The organism is Legionella cardiaca (genome assembly GCF_029026145.1).
Classification (GTDB): Bacteria; Pseudomonadota; Gammaproteobacteria; order Legionellales; family Legionellaceae; genus Tatlockia; species Tatlockia cardiaca.
Window position 1 is genome coordinate 273,542 of sequence record NZ_CP119078.1, and the last position, 17,622, is coordinate 291,163.

Sequence of the window (17,622 nt, forward strand, 5' to 3'; positions counted from 1 at the left end):
AGGGGAATAGGAAATTATGAGTTTATTTAATGAAATAAATCATGCGCTTGTAGGAGGAATGGATGCATTCACGACCCTTATCACCGAAAAATTAAAACGCGATAAGAATCTTTTAGACAACTTTTATCTGACACAAAAAGGAAAACAGCAAACTATTCTTAATTATCTTATTCAGTTGCATTCAGAGAGGAATAATTTACAACCCTATATCCAGTGGCTTTTGCAACAAGAGATAGATATCAATGTTGGGCAACCTCTGCATTTAGTGTTTCAGCAAAATAAATTGGATTTAATGCCTTTTTTTCTTATCGACAAGTTTTTAAAAGACTCACCAGACAAAAATCCACGAAGACAAAGGATACATTTTGATTCCCGCGATATATATGGAAAAACTCTCCTTCATAGAATCATTGAACATAGAAAGTTTGAGCCTCTGGTTTTTGTCGTAGAGCAACAAATTAATGTTAATCAATCCAGTGAAACACAACATGAGGGACAGAGTTTAGAAGTACAACCTATTCATCAAGCAGTAATTAGTAATTTTCCTGAGGCTATTGCTTATCTGGCGAAAGTAGGGGCGCAATTTAATAATCCCTGTGGGGAACTACGAGAAACTCCTCTTCTTTTGGCGGCTCGTCTACTGCGAATTAGAGCAATAAAGGAGTTACTTACCCAGTCTTTAACATCAGAGACGATAAACTCACATGAGTTTTTAAATGCACTCAATGCAAATCGCTATAATGCAATGAACTTGCTCTGTACTCACTTGTATGAGGGAAATAAATCAGCGCAGGCTTTGCGAGGAATTGCGATGTTACTTTGCCATGGTGTGGCTGTGCCTTCTTATCCTGTATTACGGAATTTACTCATGAATTATCGCCAAGAGTTATATCTCGCAGTTAAAGAATATGCGCGCGATAAACCGCAGTTAGCCGCTAATTTTCTAAGAAAATGCCATAATAAGGCGGATCCCTTGCATGACATTATTTATGCTAAAGATTCTTGGGGACAGTCTATGCGCCATCTGTTTGGCAAGGCAGATGATTTAGCATTTAAACTTGAAACGCTGACATTGCCTAAGAAAAAAATTAGCTCTTCAACGGCACGAACTCAATTGGTTCCCTCCGAATCAGAGGCAATATTTGCAAAAGACGAAATCCTGTTTGCTGAATTTGTGAGGCGCTATAAAGAGTCGATAAAGTCTGTGATTTTTTTTAATCCCTGGAGTGAAATGCTCCATCTACTTGCTACGGGAGAAGTGACTTGTTGGGCGCACGTTATGCAGCATGCACAAGAAAATAAAAACTCGCGAACAGAACAAATCGTCAAGGATATGTTGGATTTACACAAATCACCGCATGAAAATTTGGATGAATCATGCACAATATAGAAATAGGCTGGCTAGAGGGGGCTTAGGCTGTGATTGATGTCCCCCGTATTTGCTTGCTTAAAGCGACTATACCCCATAGAATTCTAATTTTCTGTGAAGAGGCGGGAGATATAGATGGGTTGGAATGAGCCAGATAAAGGCAAGGATCCATGGAGTGGTAAAAATCAGCCACCCGATTTGGATGAGGCATTAAAGCGTTTTCAAGACAAACTGAAGAAAACTTTCTTTGGTGGCTCAAATCAATCTGAAGGTGGGGCTCCTACTAATAAAAGTGGTGGTTTACTGGCTTTAATGGCTGGTTTAATTGTATTTATTTTATGGGCATTGGCAGGTATTTTTATCGTTGATCCTGCTGAGCAAGCTGTTATTTTACGTTTTGGTAAATACGTTGAAACAGTAGGCCCTGGCCCTCACTGGATTCCGCGTATTATTTCCTCCAAAATTGTGCAGAACGTTGATCGAGTCTCAGATTTCTCTTATTCGGCACAAATGTTAACTAAAGATGAAAATCTTGTTGCCGTTTCTGTTGTTGTGCAATACCGCATTGGCGATCTGGAAGATTATTTATTCAATGTTGCTGATCCTCAAGAGAGTTTGCAGCAAGCAACATCAAGTGCATTAAGACAAGTGGTGGGTACAACCACATTTGATCAAATTATTACCGAAGGTCGAGAGGCATGGGGTAATAGTGTGCAGGATACCTTGGTTAAAATCTTAAACCAATATAAGACGGGCATTGTTATTGTTAACGTATCACCTCAGCCAGCACGTGCACCAGAAAACGTGCAGGATGCATTTGATGATGCTATCAAGGCACGTGAAGATGAGAAACGCTTTAAAGAGCAGGCTCTGGCTTATCAGGCAAGAGTGGTACCTATTGCAGAAGGAAATGCCAAACGGATTTCAGAAGAAGCACAGGCTTATGCGCAGCAAGTAATTCTGAAAGCAAAAGGTGATGTTGCTGAATTTTTGGCCTTACTACCTGAGTATGTGCAGTCACCTGTCGTAACTTCAGAGCGCATGTACCTGGAAATGATGCAGCAAGTTTTAACGAAGAGTAGCAAAATTATTGTTGATGGAAAGTCTGGAAATCTTTTGTACTTACCTTTGGATAAACTGGCAAATGCTAAATTTAATCCGCCATTAATGAGTAATGCTCCCGTAGAAGCAGCCAAAAATGAAAGTGCTGAAAATGCGGCAGAAAGTGACATAGTCGCGGATCGAAATACTAGTAGACGAACTTATCGGCAAGGGAGGTAATGACTAATGAATGCAGCAAAAACGACACTAGGCATTCTGGTATTTGTCATCTTATTAGTGGTGCTTGCAAGTGTTTTTACTATTACTCAAGGCCAGCATGGTATTTTGCTGCGCTTGGGACGCTTGGTGATGGATAACAAAACTCAGACTGTAAAGATCTTGGGTCCTGGTTTACACATCAAAACACCATTTATTGAAACTGTCCGTATTTTTGATACGCGTATTCAGACTTTGGATATCAAATCTTCGCGAATTGTTACCAAAGAGAAAAAGGATGTTATTGCTGATTATTATGTTAAATGGCGTATTGCAAACTTGGCGCAATATTACAAATCAACAGGCGGTAATGAATTCAAAGCGGAAACGCTGCTTGAGCAACAACTCAATACCTCATTACGAGCAGAATTTGGTAAGCGCACGATTTCTGATATTTCCGGTGGTCGTGAAGATGTGACGGAAAAACTTCGGGATAAAGCGGAGCAACAAGCCAAGCAATTAGGAATTCAAATTGTAGATGTCCGTATTAAGGGAATCGAATTACCTGAAAATACCAGTAATAACATCTTTCAGTTAATGCGCGCTAATATGCAAAAAATTGCCAACAGTCATCGTGCAGATGGTAATGCAATCGCTGAAGCAATTAAGGCTGCAGCCGATGCCCAGGTAACAATTCTGCTCGCCCAGGCTCAAAGTGAAGGTCAGAAAACAAGAGCAAAAGGTCAAGCGGAGGCTGCTAGAATTTATGCAGAAGCATTTAGCAAAAATCCTGACTTTTTTACATTTTATCGTAGTCTAAAAGCTTACGAAGGTAGTTTTGACAGCAAGCAAGATATTTTAGTTTTGGACCAAAGTAGCCCTTTTTTTGATTACTTTAAGCATTCATTGACAAAAGGTAATGGTACTAACGCGAAAAACTGATATAATTGTTAATTTTGTTGAAATTGGGTTAAGCGTGCTTAACCCTTTTTTATTGGAGGCTGTTTGTGATCATTAATTTCCTCTCTGCATTGGCTTTAGTGCTGGTGTTTGAGGGTTTAATGCCATTTACTTCGCCCGTGAAATGGAAAGAATTATTGCGCAAAATTATTGGACAGGATGAAAGAGTATTGCGTATAACCGGGTTGTTCAGCATGCTGGTGGGGGTCATTCTACTCACTATCGTTCATCAATTTGCAGAGTAAAGGTCCATTATGGGTAAAAATGTTGTAGTAATCGGAACACAATGGGGAGATGAGGGGAAAGGCAAAATTGTTGATTTGCTTACTCATGATGCTCAGGTTGTTGTTCGCTATCAGGGGGGGCATAATGCTGGGCATACTCTCAAGATTAAAGGAGAGAAAACAGTATTACGCTTAATTCCCTCAGGAATGTTGCGTCCGCACGTACAGTGTTACATCGGTAATGGGGTAGTATTATCACCGCAGGCATTGCTTGATGAAATTAAAGAATTGGAAAACAAAGGCATTAATGTTCGCAGTAGATTGCGAATCAGCCAGGCTTGCCCTCTAATTTTGCCTTATCATGTTGCTTTGGATAAAGCCCGCGAAAACCACAAAGGTACTGCGGCAATTGGCACCACTGGCCGCGGTATTGGCCCTGCTTATGAAGATAAGATTGCAAGAAGAGCATTGAAGGTTAAGGACTTACTGGATCATGAGCGCTTTACTGCCAAGCTTACAGAATTGTTGCAGTATCATAATTTTGTCCTCAAACATTATTACAACGAGCCTGAAGTTGAATTAGAACCTTTATTAGCTGACGCCAAAATTTGGGCGAATGAATTAAAGGATATGATCTGTGATGTAACAACTTGTTTGCACGAGCACCGCGAGAAAGGCGATGCGATATTATTTGAAGGGGCTCAAGGTGTTTATCTTGATATCGATCATGGAACTTATCCTTTTGTAACATCTTCAAATACTTGTGTCGGCAGTGTGGTGAATGGCGCAGGTTTTGGGCCACGTTATCTAGACTACATTTTAGGTATTACCAAAGCTTATACGACCCGTGTGGGTGGGGGACCCTTCCCAACAGAACTTCACGATGATGTGGGTAAAGGATTGGCAGCACGTGGTAATGAATTCGGTGCGGTTACAGGGCGTCCTCGCCGTTGCGGTTGGTTTGATGCGGTCTTATTACGACGTTCTATTGAACTGAATAGTATCACTGGGTTATGCATGACAAAACTTGATGTTTTGGATGGTTTGGAAACGGTTAAAATTGCGGTAGCTTATCGTGATCCCAATGGCCAATTGTTGTCTCGTCCTCCTCAAGCTGCTGAAGATTTTGATGGACTAGAGCCTGTGTATGAAGAAATGCCCGGATGGTCTGAATCAACTGCTGATGTGACAGATGTCAAGCAGTTACCGGCCAATGCAATTGCTTATATCAAGCGTATTGAGCATTTACTTAATATCCCGGTCGATATGTTATCAACAGGTCCAGAGCGCGACTCAACCATTATATTGCGCGATCCATTTGCAGTTTAAAGAAAATTTATCTCTTCTTAAATTCATAATCTTTAAGCCTTAATGCGAGCATTAAGGCTACTAACTTGCATTAAAATTCGCTAGCATCATTCTATCTTATACACTCTTTTTATTTTATAAACGGTCGAATTTTTCATTCATTAAGAAATAGCGCTAAGGGAGATAGGCATGGATTCAATTTCTAGTCTTTGGAAATACGTGAAAAAAAAACAACCAGTAAGCACCACTGGTGCCGTGGCTCATACTTATTATTGGTTGCTCACGTTGATGTCTGGCGATATAGTCTATGTCAATCCTAATTTTAAACCTGACCCCAACGACTCTACGGGTGGGAAAGGGGTAGTAATTTATTGTGTGCATGGCACTGCTGATAATCCTGGCTCGTTTATTAAAGCAATTGAACGGTTAATTGAAGAGGGTTTACCTAGTAATATTTCAGCAATTTATCTAGTTTCTTTTGATAACCGGTATCAGGGCAAAGGAATTAAGTTTTTTTCGCGAGAACTAATTAATAAGGTGGTGGCCAATGGTCACAAAGATGTTGCTTTTATGGGGCATTCAAGAGGTGGATTGATAATTTCTCATGCCGCGGAGTATCGAGCCCCCCCTTTAGGAATAAAAGTTCACTTTTTATTTCCCATTTGTGCACCTTTTGGTGGTTCCTATTGGGCTATTAAACCTATCTCAATATTTTCAACGTCGGTGGCACAGATGGAAATCAATGCTGATTTACTAAAAGATCTCAACCAAGTCATCAGCAATAGTGACAACAAATACTATTTTATTGGTGCAGAAGAGGACGCTATTGTCTTACCTGAGGCAACTTACGTGGCTGGCTACCTGGAGAAAAAACCAGGTTGTCGCTTAGTGCTGGATCGTCATGGCCATCTATCGATTATGTCCTCGCATCGTTTAGTTGCCTATGTTCACGAGACACTTCATGGCATCGATGCCTTAAAGTCCCAACCAAAACCAGTTTCGCAAGTTGCAACTGACTTCAAGAATGAGATTGAAAAAGAAAACGAAGACATCCAAGACCTATTTGATGACTTCATGGAGTATGAGCCTAAAACTAATTTTGATTTGAGCTAAGCAAGTTTATCTTTTAGGAATGGCCCTTTTCAAATTGATCTAGTTTTTCTTCCAATTGCCATTGTAATTTCGCTTTTTCGCTGGTTTTTAGAAATGCCTGGCAGCTTGGGCTATGCATCTTTTCACAGGCTTTTATGGGAGTAGCAGTTGCAGCATTTTTCCACAAACTTTCTCCTGGCAAGAAACTATAGGTCAGCGCATTGCGGTTAATCATTTTCAGGGTGTGATAATCAAGTCCATGATTTAATACTGCTTTTGTGTATTCTTGTGTTAGATTAGTGCGTAATACACCCTCATCATCGGTCGATAATATGATTGGAACATTATTCGCTAAATAATAGCCTAGAGGATGTTTTTTTCCATAAATATTAAGGATCTTATGATTGCTCGTTAAATTAATTTCAACGGCAATGGGTTTATTTGCCATATCATGAAGAAGCAGTGGTGCCTGATCTTCAAACGCAATCGCCGTACCATGACCAATGCGCTCCGCGTGTGCGACATGAATTGCTTCACGCATATGAAAATTTAAATCAGATGGAAGGACATCACCAGGAGCTAATTCACCAGCATGTAAACTTAGATGGACAGTAGGGTAGGTCTGACGCAGGAAAGCAAAGATCTTCATTTGCTCATGATAGTCATGCAAGGAAATAATACCATCTTCAGGTTGAACTAAATTAACAGCAATGAGCTCTTTGGATTTAGCTGCGGCGGCAAAACCGTTAAGCGCTTGTGCGAATACCTTCTCTAAAGGTTGTTCACGCAATACATAATATTGAAATTTTACTGTCAGTTGGCAAACATCCTGGTTTGGATGCTGCTCGCAGCCTAAATTTTTTCTGGTTTTTTTTAAAAGGGCTGTGGTTTCATCTATAGTAAATTGAATATTTTTCTGGAAATCCTGGTTAGCTAATAGTTTGTCTTTAGCTGCCGCTAAACCAGTATTTAAAAGTGTTGGCGTACCAAAGCTTGTGGAATTGGCATTATCAGGCAATATCATAATTTCTAGATATTGCTCGTGCTGATTAGCTGCTCTCTGAAGCACTTCGGCCAGTAATTCAGGACTGTAATCATTTACAATAGGCATAAATTTATAAAAACTATTAAAGAAATGATCGTGTCCGGATTCTTGTTGCGGTTGAAAATTTTTCATCGACCAGGCTTGGATGGTTTTTTCGTAAAATTCTGGCTGTTTCATCACCTCTTTGCTGATAATGCCCTGACAATTCTCCACCACTTTGTTGAGTGCAAAATTCTCTTTATCCAAACAATAGTTCCCCTGGCTAGCAAGACTGAGCATTGTTTCAGGATAAGCACCTCCAGCCAAATGATAGTGCAACTCACCACCTTTAGGCATGGCTTTTAAGAAGGCATATAAGGCATTTGGATTATTTTTAATTGTGTTAAATTGACTATCTACATCTGCAAAAGTAAATGTTGAGCAAACTACAAGTGAGGAAAAAGAAATAATTTTGAAAAATCGCATAAATCTGGAAAACAAATTTCAAAGATAGATTATCTCATAAAAAAGAGGGCAGGATCTAATTCATGTAAAAAAAAATCACAGGTTTAAGCCTGTGATTTTTATTATTTCAGGAGTTAACGTTTAGCGACTGCCAAGCCTTTTAAAATTGTTAATGCGGCATATAATTGATAATCTTCATGAAGCAATGTTTCATCATCTTTATTCGCATTTTGGCCTTGTTTTTCAACAGTTTCATTTTTATTGAGTAAGTGACCATTTAAATCTGCTTCACTGAAGCCAGCTAAGGCATCCGCTTTATTTTCAGCTTTAGGTACAGTAATCTCCTCTACAACAATATCAGGGGTAATCCCTTTTGCCTGAATAGAGGTCCCTGATGGTGTGTAGTACAAGGCAGTAGTTAATTTAATACCTCGTTTCTCGTCTAGAGGGAGTACTGTTTGCACAGAACCTTTACCAAAGCTTTGTGTACCAAGAATAATCGCTCGCTTATTATCCTTTAATGCCCCTGCAACAATTTCGGAAGCAGAAGCAGAGCCATTATTGATTAACACAACTAACGGTGCATTATCTAAAATATCACCGGGATTTGCCAAGGCGGTAAATTTGGAGCCTGGTAAACGTCCTTGAGTGTAAACAATCATTTCTTGCTGGCCATTTTTACCGGAATCAATGAAAGCATCTGAAACCTGGATTGCTGAATCTAAGAGGCCACCGGGGTTATTACGTAAATCAAGAATAAGACCTTTTAAGTGACCACCAGCCTGTTGCTTAAGTTGGGCAATGGCTTTTTCCATGTCTTCACCAGTCATGGCTTGAAATTGAGTTAAACGAACATAGCCATAACCATCGTCAAGCAATTTACTTTTGACACTCTTAATTAAGATTTTTTCACGTATCAGAGAGAAAACCAACGGTTTGCTTTCTCCTTTACGTAAGATAGTTAAATCAAGGGTGGTTCCCTCTTTTCCGCGCATTAAATCAACAGCTTCTTTTAGAGAAATTCCTTGTACGGATTGAGTACCCAGCTTAATAATATAGTCACCAGCTTTTATACCTGCTTTAAATGCTGGAGTATCCACTAAAGGAGTGACAACTTTGACTACACCATCCTCCATGGTTACTTCAATTCCCAACCCCCCGAATTCACCGCTGGTTGATGTTTGTAATTCTTTAAATGAATCTTCATCAAGATAAGTAGAGTGAGGGTCGAGTCCATTTAACATGCCACGAATGGCATTATCAAATAATTCTTTGTCATCGACAGGTTTCACATAATATTTTTTAATTTGCCCAAGCGCATTGGAAAAACGTTGAACGTCTTCCATGGGTATTCTTTTGGTAGTAGCGGTCTCCTCATTGGCGGTATTTGCCACATCTGCCGCAGTAAATGCTGGAGTAGGAAAAATGAAAGCAGTTGTAATTAAAGCGACTATAGCTTTTAAGTAAGGCCGTTTGTTGTGCAGCATTCTGTTCTCCTTGGTAGTTTGGCACGCACCAAGCGGCCAGCTCCGGGTATATGTATCTATAGCAATATAAATGCCAAAGCCAAAAAGAGCTTGATAACAAATTCTCTATCCCGAGTGTGACCTATTGATATTGACCTAGAACGTCGTCTCGATGTATCAATGCAATCTCAAAAATCCTGATATTATTTCTTCTTGTTAAGAACTTATTAAACAAGCTCTAAGACAACCATTCAAGTGGTGGAATAGCTTTCCCTCGGTGTCTTACTTCGAAGTATAGTCCGTTTTGTTTAAGTCCGCCGCTATGCCCTACCGCTGCAATTTGCTCTCCTTTAAGAACGCTGCTTCCTTTTGATTTAAATAGAGATTGATTATGTGCATAAAGCGTCATAAAGCCTTGACCATGGTCAATAATTAGTAATAATCCATAGCCATTCAACCAATCGCTAAAAACAACCTTACCAGGGTAAACGGCAGTGACGGGGGTTCCTTCGGCGGCAAAAAATGTCACACCTTGGTTCATTTTTTGAAAAGCCTGCCTATTTGTTGCTACAGGCCTTGGTAATTTGCGACGCATTTGAGTAAATGGTTTACTTGACTGCATAATACTTTGTACAGCCAATGTTTTTAATAAACGAGTAAGATTATCTTTATTACGCTCGTATTCTTCTAAGGTGTGTTGTTTAGTTTGAATCTCATTATTTAATGATTGAATAACGGCTGTATGGTATTGCTTGGTACGCTCAAGTTGCTGTTGGTGATTATTTAATTCATGTTGCAATTGTTGTTGTTCGGCAATCTCTGTTTTAAGCGAGTTCTGATTGAGCGTAATATCACGCTTGGTGGCATCGATTTTATCAATAATATGTTGTCGCGATTGAATTAAATATTGATAAAAAGTTAACAAACGGCTGATGGCATAAGGTTCATCCTGATTAATTAACCATTTAAGCGGTTCATATTGCCCCATTTTATAGCGAGTTTTAACATGGGCAGCAAGTAATTGTTGCTGAGTAATCAATTGTTTATTTAGGTCATTAAGGTTTTGCTGAAGCGTAACAATTTTGTGTTGCTTTGAATCCATATCATTTTGAATGATTCGTAATTGTCTAATGCCTTCACCAATTTGTTTTTCTGTGCCGGCGAGCTCTTGATTAAGGAGGCCGCGTTTATCATTAGCATTGGCTAATGTTTGCTTAAGCTTACTAATTTGATTATCCAACGCTCTCAATTTGGTCTTGGTTTGCACAATAGTTGCATTTTCTCCCCATACATTTCCCTGTCCAGTAAAAAAAGCTATCAGAAGAAGAATGCGCCAGAGGAGAAATACAAAAGTTTTAGAGTGTAAGATCATTCAGTTTCTGCCAATAAAGCTTCCCCAGTCATTTCTTGGGGTTTCTCAATACCTAATAACGCCAACACAGTTGGAGCCACATCAATTAAACTACCGTGTGAATGAGTAAAATGCCATTTTTCACCAATAAAAAGAAAGGGAACCGGTTGACAAGTATGTGCAGTGTGCGCTTGGCTTGTTGATTCATCAAACATTGCTTCTGCGTTACCATGATCAGCCGTGATTAATAACATGCCGTCTTGCTCAGCTACAGCTTGCCAGACATCGTGAAGGCATTTATCAAGGCATTCTATCGCTTTGACTGTTGCTTGAAAATCACCTGTATGTCCCACCATATCTGCATTAGCATAATTACAAATGACAACATCATACGCTTTACTACGAATGGCATCTACTAGTGCATGAGTAAGTTCTGGAGCACTCATTTCAGGTAGTAAATCATAGGTTGTAACCTGAGGTGAAGGAATCAGAATTCGATCTTCATTGGCGAAAACCTGTTCTGAACCACCATTGAAGAAAAAAGTAACGTGGGCATATTTTTCCGTTTCGGCAATTCTTAATTGACTCAAGCCTGATTCAGCCACCAGTTCACCTAGTGTATGATGTAGTACCATGGGGGGAAAGGCACAATCTGTCACCAGGTTCTTTGCATAGCGTGTCATGGTAATAAAATGAGATAAGGCCGGCTGCCTGGGGCGAATAAAGCCGTCAAATGATTCATTCAGAAAAGCTTGTGTTAACTGGCGCGCACGATCGGCACGAAAATTAAAAAAGAATACTGCATCACCGTCTTCGATAGAATAACTTTTCCCAATAATTGTTGGCGGAATGAATTCATCAGACTTCTTGTCTGCATAGAAATATTGGATAGCATCCTCTGCTGTTTCGAAATGAAAATTGCTTTGACCTTCAGTGAGCAGACGATAAACAGGCGCAATTCGTTCCCAGCGCCTATCACGATCCATTGCAAAATAACGTCCCGTGATAGAACTTATAGTGGCGACAGGATATTCTTTAAGTTGTTGATTTAGTTTCTTAAAACTTTGTAATGCGCTTTGTGGAGGAGTGTCCCGGCCATCAAGGAAAAGATGCAAACAGACATTTCTATAATTATATTGATGGCATAGAGCCAGAAAAGCGAATAAATGATTCTCATGACTATGTACGCCTCCCGGAGAAAGTAACCCCATCACATGGAGACGTTTATCTTGTTGTTTTAATTCTTGAATAACCTCAAGGAATACTGCATTACTGGTGAAGTCACCATTGTTAATCGCATCATTGATGCGTGTGAAGTCTTGCGGAATAATCCGGCCAGCGCCAATATGCATGTGTCCGACTTCCGAATTGCCCATTTGTTCGTCTGGCAACCCGACTTGATGCCCTGATGCATGCAGCAGAATATGCGGGTATTTTGACCACCATTCATCCCATTGAGGGGTTTGTGCTGCAGCAATTGCATTATAGTCAGTATCTTCTTGATAACCCCAACCGTCTAGAATAATTAAGACGAGGGGTGTATTTTTTTGCATTACAAATTCTCTTGAGATAAAAATACGATTATATACTTCTTTTTAGTTCTAGATAGTTTCTTCCTAAGAATATTCGATGCAAAATGATTGGCTTTATTAACGGTACTTAATATTTTGTTCTAAAGCGGTTAGACTATCATCCATTTTGAATATTGGATGATTGGGTTGAATGATTTAATACCCCAACATATTGCCATAATAATGGATGGCAATGGTCGTTGGGCTCAGAACCGTGGACTATTGCGAGTTGAAGGACATCGTGCTGGGGTTGAGGCAGTAAAAACAGTAATTCGTTGTTGTTTACAAACTCAGATTCCTGTCTTGAGTTTATTTGCTTTTAGTAGTGAAAATTGGTCAAGACCAGAAAATGAAGTTGAGTTTCTTATGCAACTTTTTATAGAAGCGCTTGGCCATGAAGTTCAAGAATTGCATCAGCATGACATTTGTTTGCGTTTTACCGGTGACAGGGCTGGTTTATCACAAAAATTACAAGAGCAGATGCAAGCTGCTGAAAAACTTACTATGAATAACAAGCGCTTAATTCTTAACGTCGTCGTTAACTATGGTGGTAAGTGGGATATCGTACAAACTGCAAAAAACATTGCCAAGAGAGTTTGTACCGGTGAGTTGGAACTCGATGCAATTAATGAATCTTTGGTTACAGAGATGCTAAGCACACATGGATTACCTGATCCTGATCTATTTATACGCACCAGTGGAGAACAACGCATTAGTAATTTCTTTCTTTGGCAATTAGCCTATACGGAATTGTATTTTACTGATGTTCACTGGCCCGATTTTACTGCCGAGGAATTTAAAAAAGCATTGGCTAGTTTCAGTCAACGTGAGAGACGTTATGGTAAAACTTCTCAGCAATTAAGTAAGGCAAAACATGTTTAGACAGCGGCTTTTAACCACCTTAGTTTTAGTGCCTTTAGTTCTCATTGCCCTTTATTATGCCAACAATTTGGTATTCGCAGGTATCGTCATTGTGCTTTTGTTTGGGTGTGCTGTTGAATGGCTACAATTGATTCCGATGAAACAGTCAGGGGCAAAGATAAGTTTTGTTATCTTGATTTTAGCGCTAACCTGGTTGTTGCAATACGGCTTTATTTATTGGTTGTTTACAGGATTGGTGCTGTGGTTGCTAATTTTAGCGGCAGTTATCTATTTTCCAGCTTCACAAAAGATTTGGGGCTATCCTTGGATAGTTACGATTGCTGGATTAATTGTATTGCCTTTGTTTGCGCAAAGTTTAATAAAAATACACGCGCAAGAACAAGGTAAGGCATTGATTTTATATCTTTTATTTTTAATTTGGGCGGCAGATATAGGGGCCTACTTGTCTGGTAAGAGCTGGGGACATCATAAACTCATTCCTGCGGTGAGCCCTGGAAAAACGATAGAAGGTTCATTAGGTGGATTTATACTCTCCATGCTAATGGCGCTGGGAGGTTATTTTTATTTTAAGCCTCAAGTCATCGCGCATTGGTATGCTATTGCAGCGGCAACGGCTTTAATTTCCATACTGGGTGATTTATTTATTAGTATTCTTAAAAGACGAGCTAAACTGAAAGATACAGGGCATTTATTGCCGGGGCATGGTGGTGCGCTTGATCGTTTAGATAGTTTAATAGCTGCTTCGCCATTATTTTATTGCGGATTACGCGTCTTAGCGCCAGGATTATAGTATGGTTTCAACCTTATTTTATTTTTTCCTTGCCTTATTATTACTGATCACGATTCACGAGTATGGTCACTTTATTGTGGCTCGCCTATGTGGTGTTAAAGTCTTACGATTTTCATTTGGTTTTGGCAAAGTTATTGCTCGTTGGCACGATAAAAAAGGCACCGAATACGCATGGTCTCTTTTCCCCTTAGGGGGGTATGTGAAGATGTTGGATGAAGCTGAAGGGCCAGTTCCCGAAAATGAGAAACATCTTGCATTCAACAATAAATCGGTTTGGGCACGTATAGCTATTGTAGTAGCTGGTCCATTTTTTAATTTTCTTCTAGCTTTTTTTGCATTATGGCTGGTTTTAATAATTGGCATTCAATCCTTGGCACCAATGATTGAAAAGGTAGAACCAAATAGTATTGCTGCCGCTGCGGGTTTGGAAGCTAAACAAGAAATCGTATCTTTGAATGATAAAGAAATTGTTAGCTGGCGTGATTTTCAATTCGCCCTCATGCCTCTGCTTGGCAGTGATGAAACGGTTAATATGACTGTTAAATCGCTAAACGATGGGAAACTTAAATCATTAGCTATGCCACTGCGTAGCTGGCAAGTTGATCCTAAAAACCCAGATCCGTTAGGTAGTTTGGGAATTGTACCCTTCATTCCTAGTATTCCTCCCATCGTTGGTGAAGTTGTTGCAGACTCTCCTGCACGAAAAGCTGGTTTAATAAATGGGGATGTCATTAAACGGATGAATGGTAAACCTTTGGCGGATTGGCTGGATCTGGTCGAGTATGTAAAAGATCATCCGAATATGCCATTGACACTTTCTGTTTTGAGGGCAGGGCAAAGCCATACGCTCCATCTGCAAATTGGTGCGAAGACAGATGGTAGTAAAGAAGGATTTCTCGGTGTACGCTCGCAAAAAGTGAATTGGCCTTCACAATGGTTACGCTTGCAACGTCAGGGCCCTGTTGAAGCTCTAGGGACTGCTTTTTCCCAAACGGTGGAACTTACTGGCGCTACTTTTTCTTTAATCGGGCGTTTTGCTACAGGGAAATTGGGTCTTAAAACAATTAGTGGTCCTGTGGGTATTGCTCAAGGGGCAGGCGAGTCAGCACGGAGTGGATTGGCTTATTATTTGTCTTTTCTGGCTTTAGTCAGTATTAGCTTAGGGGTTTTAAATTTGTTGCCTATTCCCATGCTGGATGGTGGGTATTTGTTATATTTTTTGTTTGAAATTATTCGTGGTCGCCCCCTCTCGGAAGAGATTAGATCATTTGGTATTTATTTAGGTTTGGTTTTTTTAGTAGCCTTAATGATCCTGGCTTTAAGCAATGATTTATCGAGATTGATTGGTTAGGTTGGTAGTGTTTTGATTTTATTCAGTATATTTTTAAAGAATGAGCCTGAATTCAATATCGTGCATTACAATCTGTTTTATTCTGTTGGATTGATTTCTTGACAGGTCCAATCAGTTCCTATAAAAGGGTGGCAATATTTCTCGCTGGAGTTATCCAGAGTTATTCTGTAGTCCTGGACGTAAAATAATAATGAAGAAAGTCAGTAAAAAAATTATTTTGGGTGTCTGTTGTTCGTCAATGTTAGCATGGTCTGCGCATGTTAGTGCGGCCGAGGGTTTTATTGTACGTGACATCAAGATTACTGGTTTACAGCGCGTTAGTACTGGTACGGTATTAAATTACTTACCTGTCCAAGTTGGAGAGGAAGTTAGTCCCGGCTCGACGGCACAAATTATTAGAGCCCTTTATGATACCGGATTCTTTCAATTAGTATCTCTTGAGCGTCAGGGAAATACTTTAATTGTTAACGTTGTTGAACGTGCAACAATTGGTTCGATTACGACTGTGGGTAATAAGGAAATACCAAGCGATAAATTGAAGGAACTGCTTAAGTCTATGGGCTTGGTAAAGGGGCGAGTTTTCCAACGCTCTTCTCTTGAACGCTTGGAGAAAGAATTAAAGCAAGCCTATAACGCTCGCGGTAAGTATAATGCGCGCATTGAAACGAATGTGGCCTCATTAACTGAAAATCGTGTGGCCATTACTATTAATATTTCTGAGGGCCGAGTTTCACGCATTAAGGAAATTAAATTTATCGGTAATCACGATTTTTCAAAAAGTGAATTAATGCCGGAAATGTCTCTAACTGAAAGCGGCATTTTTACTTATTTCACTAAAAAAGATCAGTATTCGAAATCGGCAATGGATACCTCGCTAGAAGCTTTACGCTCGTTTTATCTCGACAGAGGCTATCTAAAATTTAACGTTGTTTCTTCGCAGGTATTATTGTCTCCTGATAAAAAAGATGTCTTCATTAATATTCATATCGATGAAGGCCCACAATATCGTTTTGCCGGATATTCTGTAGTAGGTAAAACTATTTTACCCAAGGAAAAGATAGATTCATTAGTCCAGGTTAAGCAAGGAGCTGTATTTTCACGTAAAAAAGTAACCGAAAGTATCTCAGCAATTGGTTTGGCGTTAGGTGATATTGGTTACGGCTTCCCAGCGATTAATGCAGAGCCACGTATTGATGAAAACAATAAGACAGTATTTATCACGTTTATTGTAGAACCGGGTCGACATGTTTACGTGCGTCGTATTAATTTCCATGGCAATACTAAAACAGGTGATTACGTATTACGGAATGTGATTCGCCAGGATGAAGGTTCTGTATTGTCACTGCACAATATCAAAGAATCAGAAAGACAGCTTCGCGTCTTAGGTTATTTGAAAAATGTTAATGTCAAAACAACACCCGTACCAGGAACAAACAACCAGGTTGATTTGGATGTTGAAGTAGAGGAAGCGCCTTCCGCAGAAGCGACTGCCTCACTTGGTTATGGTACGAATGGACCGCAATTTAATGCTGCCTTTAATCAACATAACTTTATGGGAACTGGCCGTTCGGTGGGTGTTGGTTTTAATGCCAGCTATTGGGGACAAGATTATTCGTTAAATTATTACAATCCTTTTTATACGACAACTGGAATTGGCCGCGGGCTGAACCTTTATTATCAAACCGTTGATCCGAAAAAATTAGATGTATCAGCCTATTCTTCGGATCGCTTTGGTTTTGATGTGAACTATAATGTATTACTTTCTGAAAAAAGTAGTTTCCAATTTGGTTATGGTTATCAAGATTTAGAAATCAAATCTACTGGTCGAGTGGTTCAGATTCAAAACTTTGTGAATCAATATGGTCGGGATTTTCATGAGATTCGTTTAGTAACAGGTTGGAACCGTAATAGTTATGATCAAATTCCTTTCCCCACGAGAGGATTAAATCAGCAAGCAAGTGCTTTAGTTGCATTGCCTGCTTCATCCAACTCTTTATCTTATTACAAAACAAATTATCAAGCTCACTTATATCAACCTCTATTCAAAGGTTTCATTGTTAGTTTGCTTGGTAATGTTGGTTATGGAAATACTTTCAAAAATAATGGGTTGCCATTTTTTGAAAACTACTATGCAGGAGGTATTGCCTCTCCAGGACAGGTCCGTGGTTATCAAAGTTACTCCTTAGGTCCACTGGATAGTAATGGTAATGCGATAGGAGCTAACTTTTTAGTAAATGGTACTGCAGGTCTTATTCTTCCTTATCCTTTAAGCCGTGATACAGTAAGAACGACTATTTTTGCTGACGCAGGTAACGTTTATGCACGAGGTACACCAGAAGCCTTCAGAGGAATTGCCGGAGGACCGCTACGTTATTCTGCTGGTTTAGGCGTGGAATGGCGCTCTCCTTTTGGCCCCTTGGCATTCAGCGTGGCCAAGCCTTTGAATAAACAACCATTTGATGATCAACAAATCTTCCAGTTTACCTTATCTTCAGGTTTCTAATATTAGATG

At 39.6% G+C, this 17,622-nt stretch carries 14 protein-coding genes; 10 read left to right on the forward strand and 4 right to left on the reverse strand.

Annotated features, from left to right (window positions below; genetic code table 11):
* Positions 1–16: 16 nt before the first annotated feature.
* The 6 genes from ankC (at position 17) to PXX05_RS01270 (ending at position 6,231) form a co-directional block, all read left to right on the forward strand.
* The gene (gene ankC / locus PXX05_RS01245; RefSeq protein WP_275089236.1) at positions 17–1,390 is read left to right on the forward strand and encodes a Dot/Icm T4SS effector AnkC/LegA12; all 1,374 of its coding nucleotides are present in this window, start codon (positions 17–19) and stop codon (positions 1,388–1,390) included.
* A 114-nt stretch (positions 1,391–1,504) separates the two neighbouring features.
* Positions 1,505–2,650 (forward strand): FtsH protease activity modulator HflK, encoded by a 1,146-nt coding sequence (hflK, locus tag PXX05_RS01250; RefSeq protein ID WP_275089237.1) that lies wholly within the window; start codon positions 1,505–1,507, stop codon positions 2,648–2,650.
* Between the two features lie 6 nt (positions 2,651–2,656).
* Complete coding sequence (gene hflC, locus PXX05_RS01255; RefSeq protein ID WP_275089238.1) at positions 2,657–3,568, forward strand: protease modulator HflC; 912 nt, start codon at positions 2,657–2,659, stop codon at positions 3,566–3,568.
* A gap of 65 nt (positions 3,569–3,633) precedes the next feature.
* Positions 3,634–3,831: a DUF2065 domain-containing protein gene (locus PXX05_RS01260; protein ID WP_275089239.1), complete on the forward strand. Its 198-nt coding sequence runs from the start codon at positions 3,634–3,636 to the stop codon at positions 3,829–3,831.
* A 9-nt stretch (positions 3,832–3,840) separates the two neighbouring features.
* Positions 3,841–5,139, forward strand: coding sequence for an adenylosuccinate synthase (locus tag PXX05_RS01265; protein WP_275089240.1), 1,299 nt, complete (start codon positions 3,841–3,843; stop codon positions 5,137–5,139).
* Positions 5,140–5,307: 168 nt separating this feature from the next.
* Positions 5,308–6,231 carry an alpha/beta hydrolase gene (locus tag PXX05_RS01270; RefSeq protein ID WP_275089241.1) on the forward strand — a complete coding sequence of 308 codons (924 nt, stop codon included), beginning with the start codon at positions 5,308–5,310 and terminating at the stop codon, positions 6,229–6,231.
* A gap of 13 nt (positions 6,232–6,244) precedes the next feature.
* Here PXX05_RS01270 and PXX05_RS01275 read toward each other — a convergent pair whose 3' ends face one another.
* From PXX05_RS01275 to gpmI, 4 genes are all read right to left on the reverse strand, one after another.
* Complete coding sequence (locus tag PXX05_RS01275; RefSeq protein WP_275089242.1) at positions 6,245–7,720, reverse strand: adenosine deaminase family protein; 1,476 nt, start codon at positions 7,718–7,720, stop codon at positions 6,245–6,247.
* A gap of 113 nt (positions 7,721–7,833) precedes the next feature.
* Entirely contained in the window at positions 7,834–9,186 is a 1,353-nt protein-coding gene (locus PXX05_RS01280; protein WP_275089243.1) for a S41 family peptidase, read from the reverse strand.
* Positions 9,187–9,403: 217 nt separating this feature from the next.
* Complete coding sequence (locus PXX05_RS01285) at positions 9,404–10,537, reverse strand: murein hydrolase activator EnvC family protein (protein WP_275089244.1); 1,134 nt, start codon at positions 10,535–10,537, stop codon at positions 9,404–9,406.
* Positions 10,534–12,069 (reverse strand): 2,3-bisphosphoglycerate-independent phosphoglycerate mutase, encoded by a 1,536-nt coding sequence (gene gpmI / locus PXX05_RS01290; protein ID WP_275089245.1) that lies wholly within the window; start codon positions 12,067–12,069, stop codon positions 10,534–10,536. The genes PXX05_RS01285 and gpmI overlap by 4 nt, the downstream gene beginning before the upstream one ends.
* 165 nt (positions 12,070–12,234) lie before the next feature.
* Between gpmI and PXX05_RS01295 the strand changes: the two genes are divergently transcribed.
* From PXX05_RS01295 to bamA, 4 genes are all read left to right on the forward strand, one after another.
* Positions 12,235–12,969 (forward strand): isoprenyl transferase, encoded by a 735-nt coding sequence (locus PXX05_RS01295; RefSeq protein ID WP_275089246.1) that lies wholly within the window; start codon positions 12,235–12,237, stop codon positions 12,967–12,969.
* Positions 12,962–13,759: a phosphatidate cytidylyltransferase gene (locus tag PXX05_RS01300; protein WP_275089247.1), complete on the forward strand. Its 798-nt coding sequence runs from the start codon at positions 12,962–12,964 to the stop codon at positions 13,757–13,759. The genes PXX05_RS01295 and PXX05_RS01300 overlap by 8 nt, the downstream gene beginning before the upstream one ends.
* A 1-nt stretch (position 13,760) precedes the next feature.
* Positions 13,761–15,110: an RIP metalloprotease RseP gene (gene rseP / locus PXX05_RS01305; protein WP_275089248.1), complete on the forward strand. Its 1,350-nt coding sequence runs from the start codon at positions 13,761–13,763 to the stop codon at positions 15,108–15,110.
* A gap of 190 nt (positions 15,111–15,300) precedes the next feature.
* Positions 15,301–17,613 (forward strand): outer membrane protein assembly factor BamA, encoded by a 2,313-nt coding sequence (gene bamA / locus PXX05_RS01310; RefSeq protein ID WP_275089249.1) that lies wholly within the window; start codon positions 15,301–15,303, stop codon positions 17,611–17,613.
* Positions 17,614–17,622: the final 9 nt, after the last annotated feature.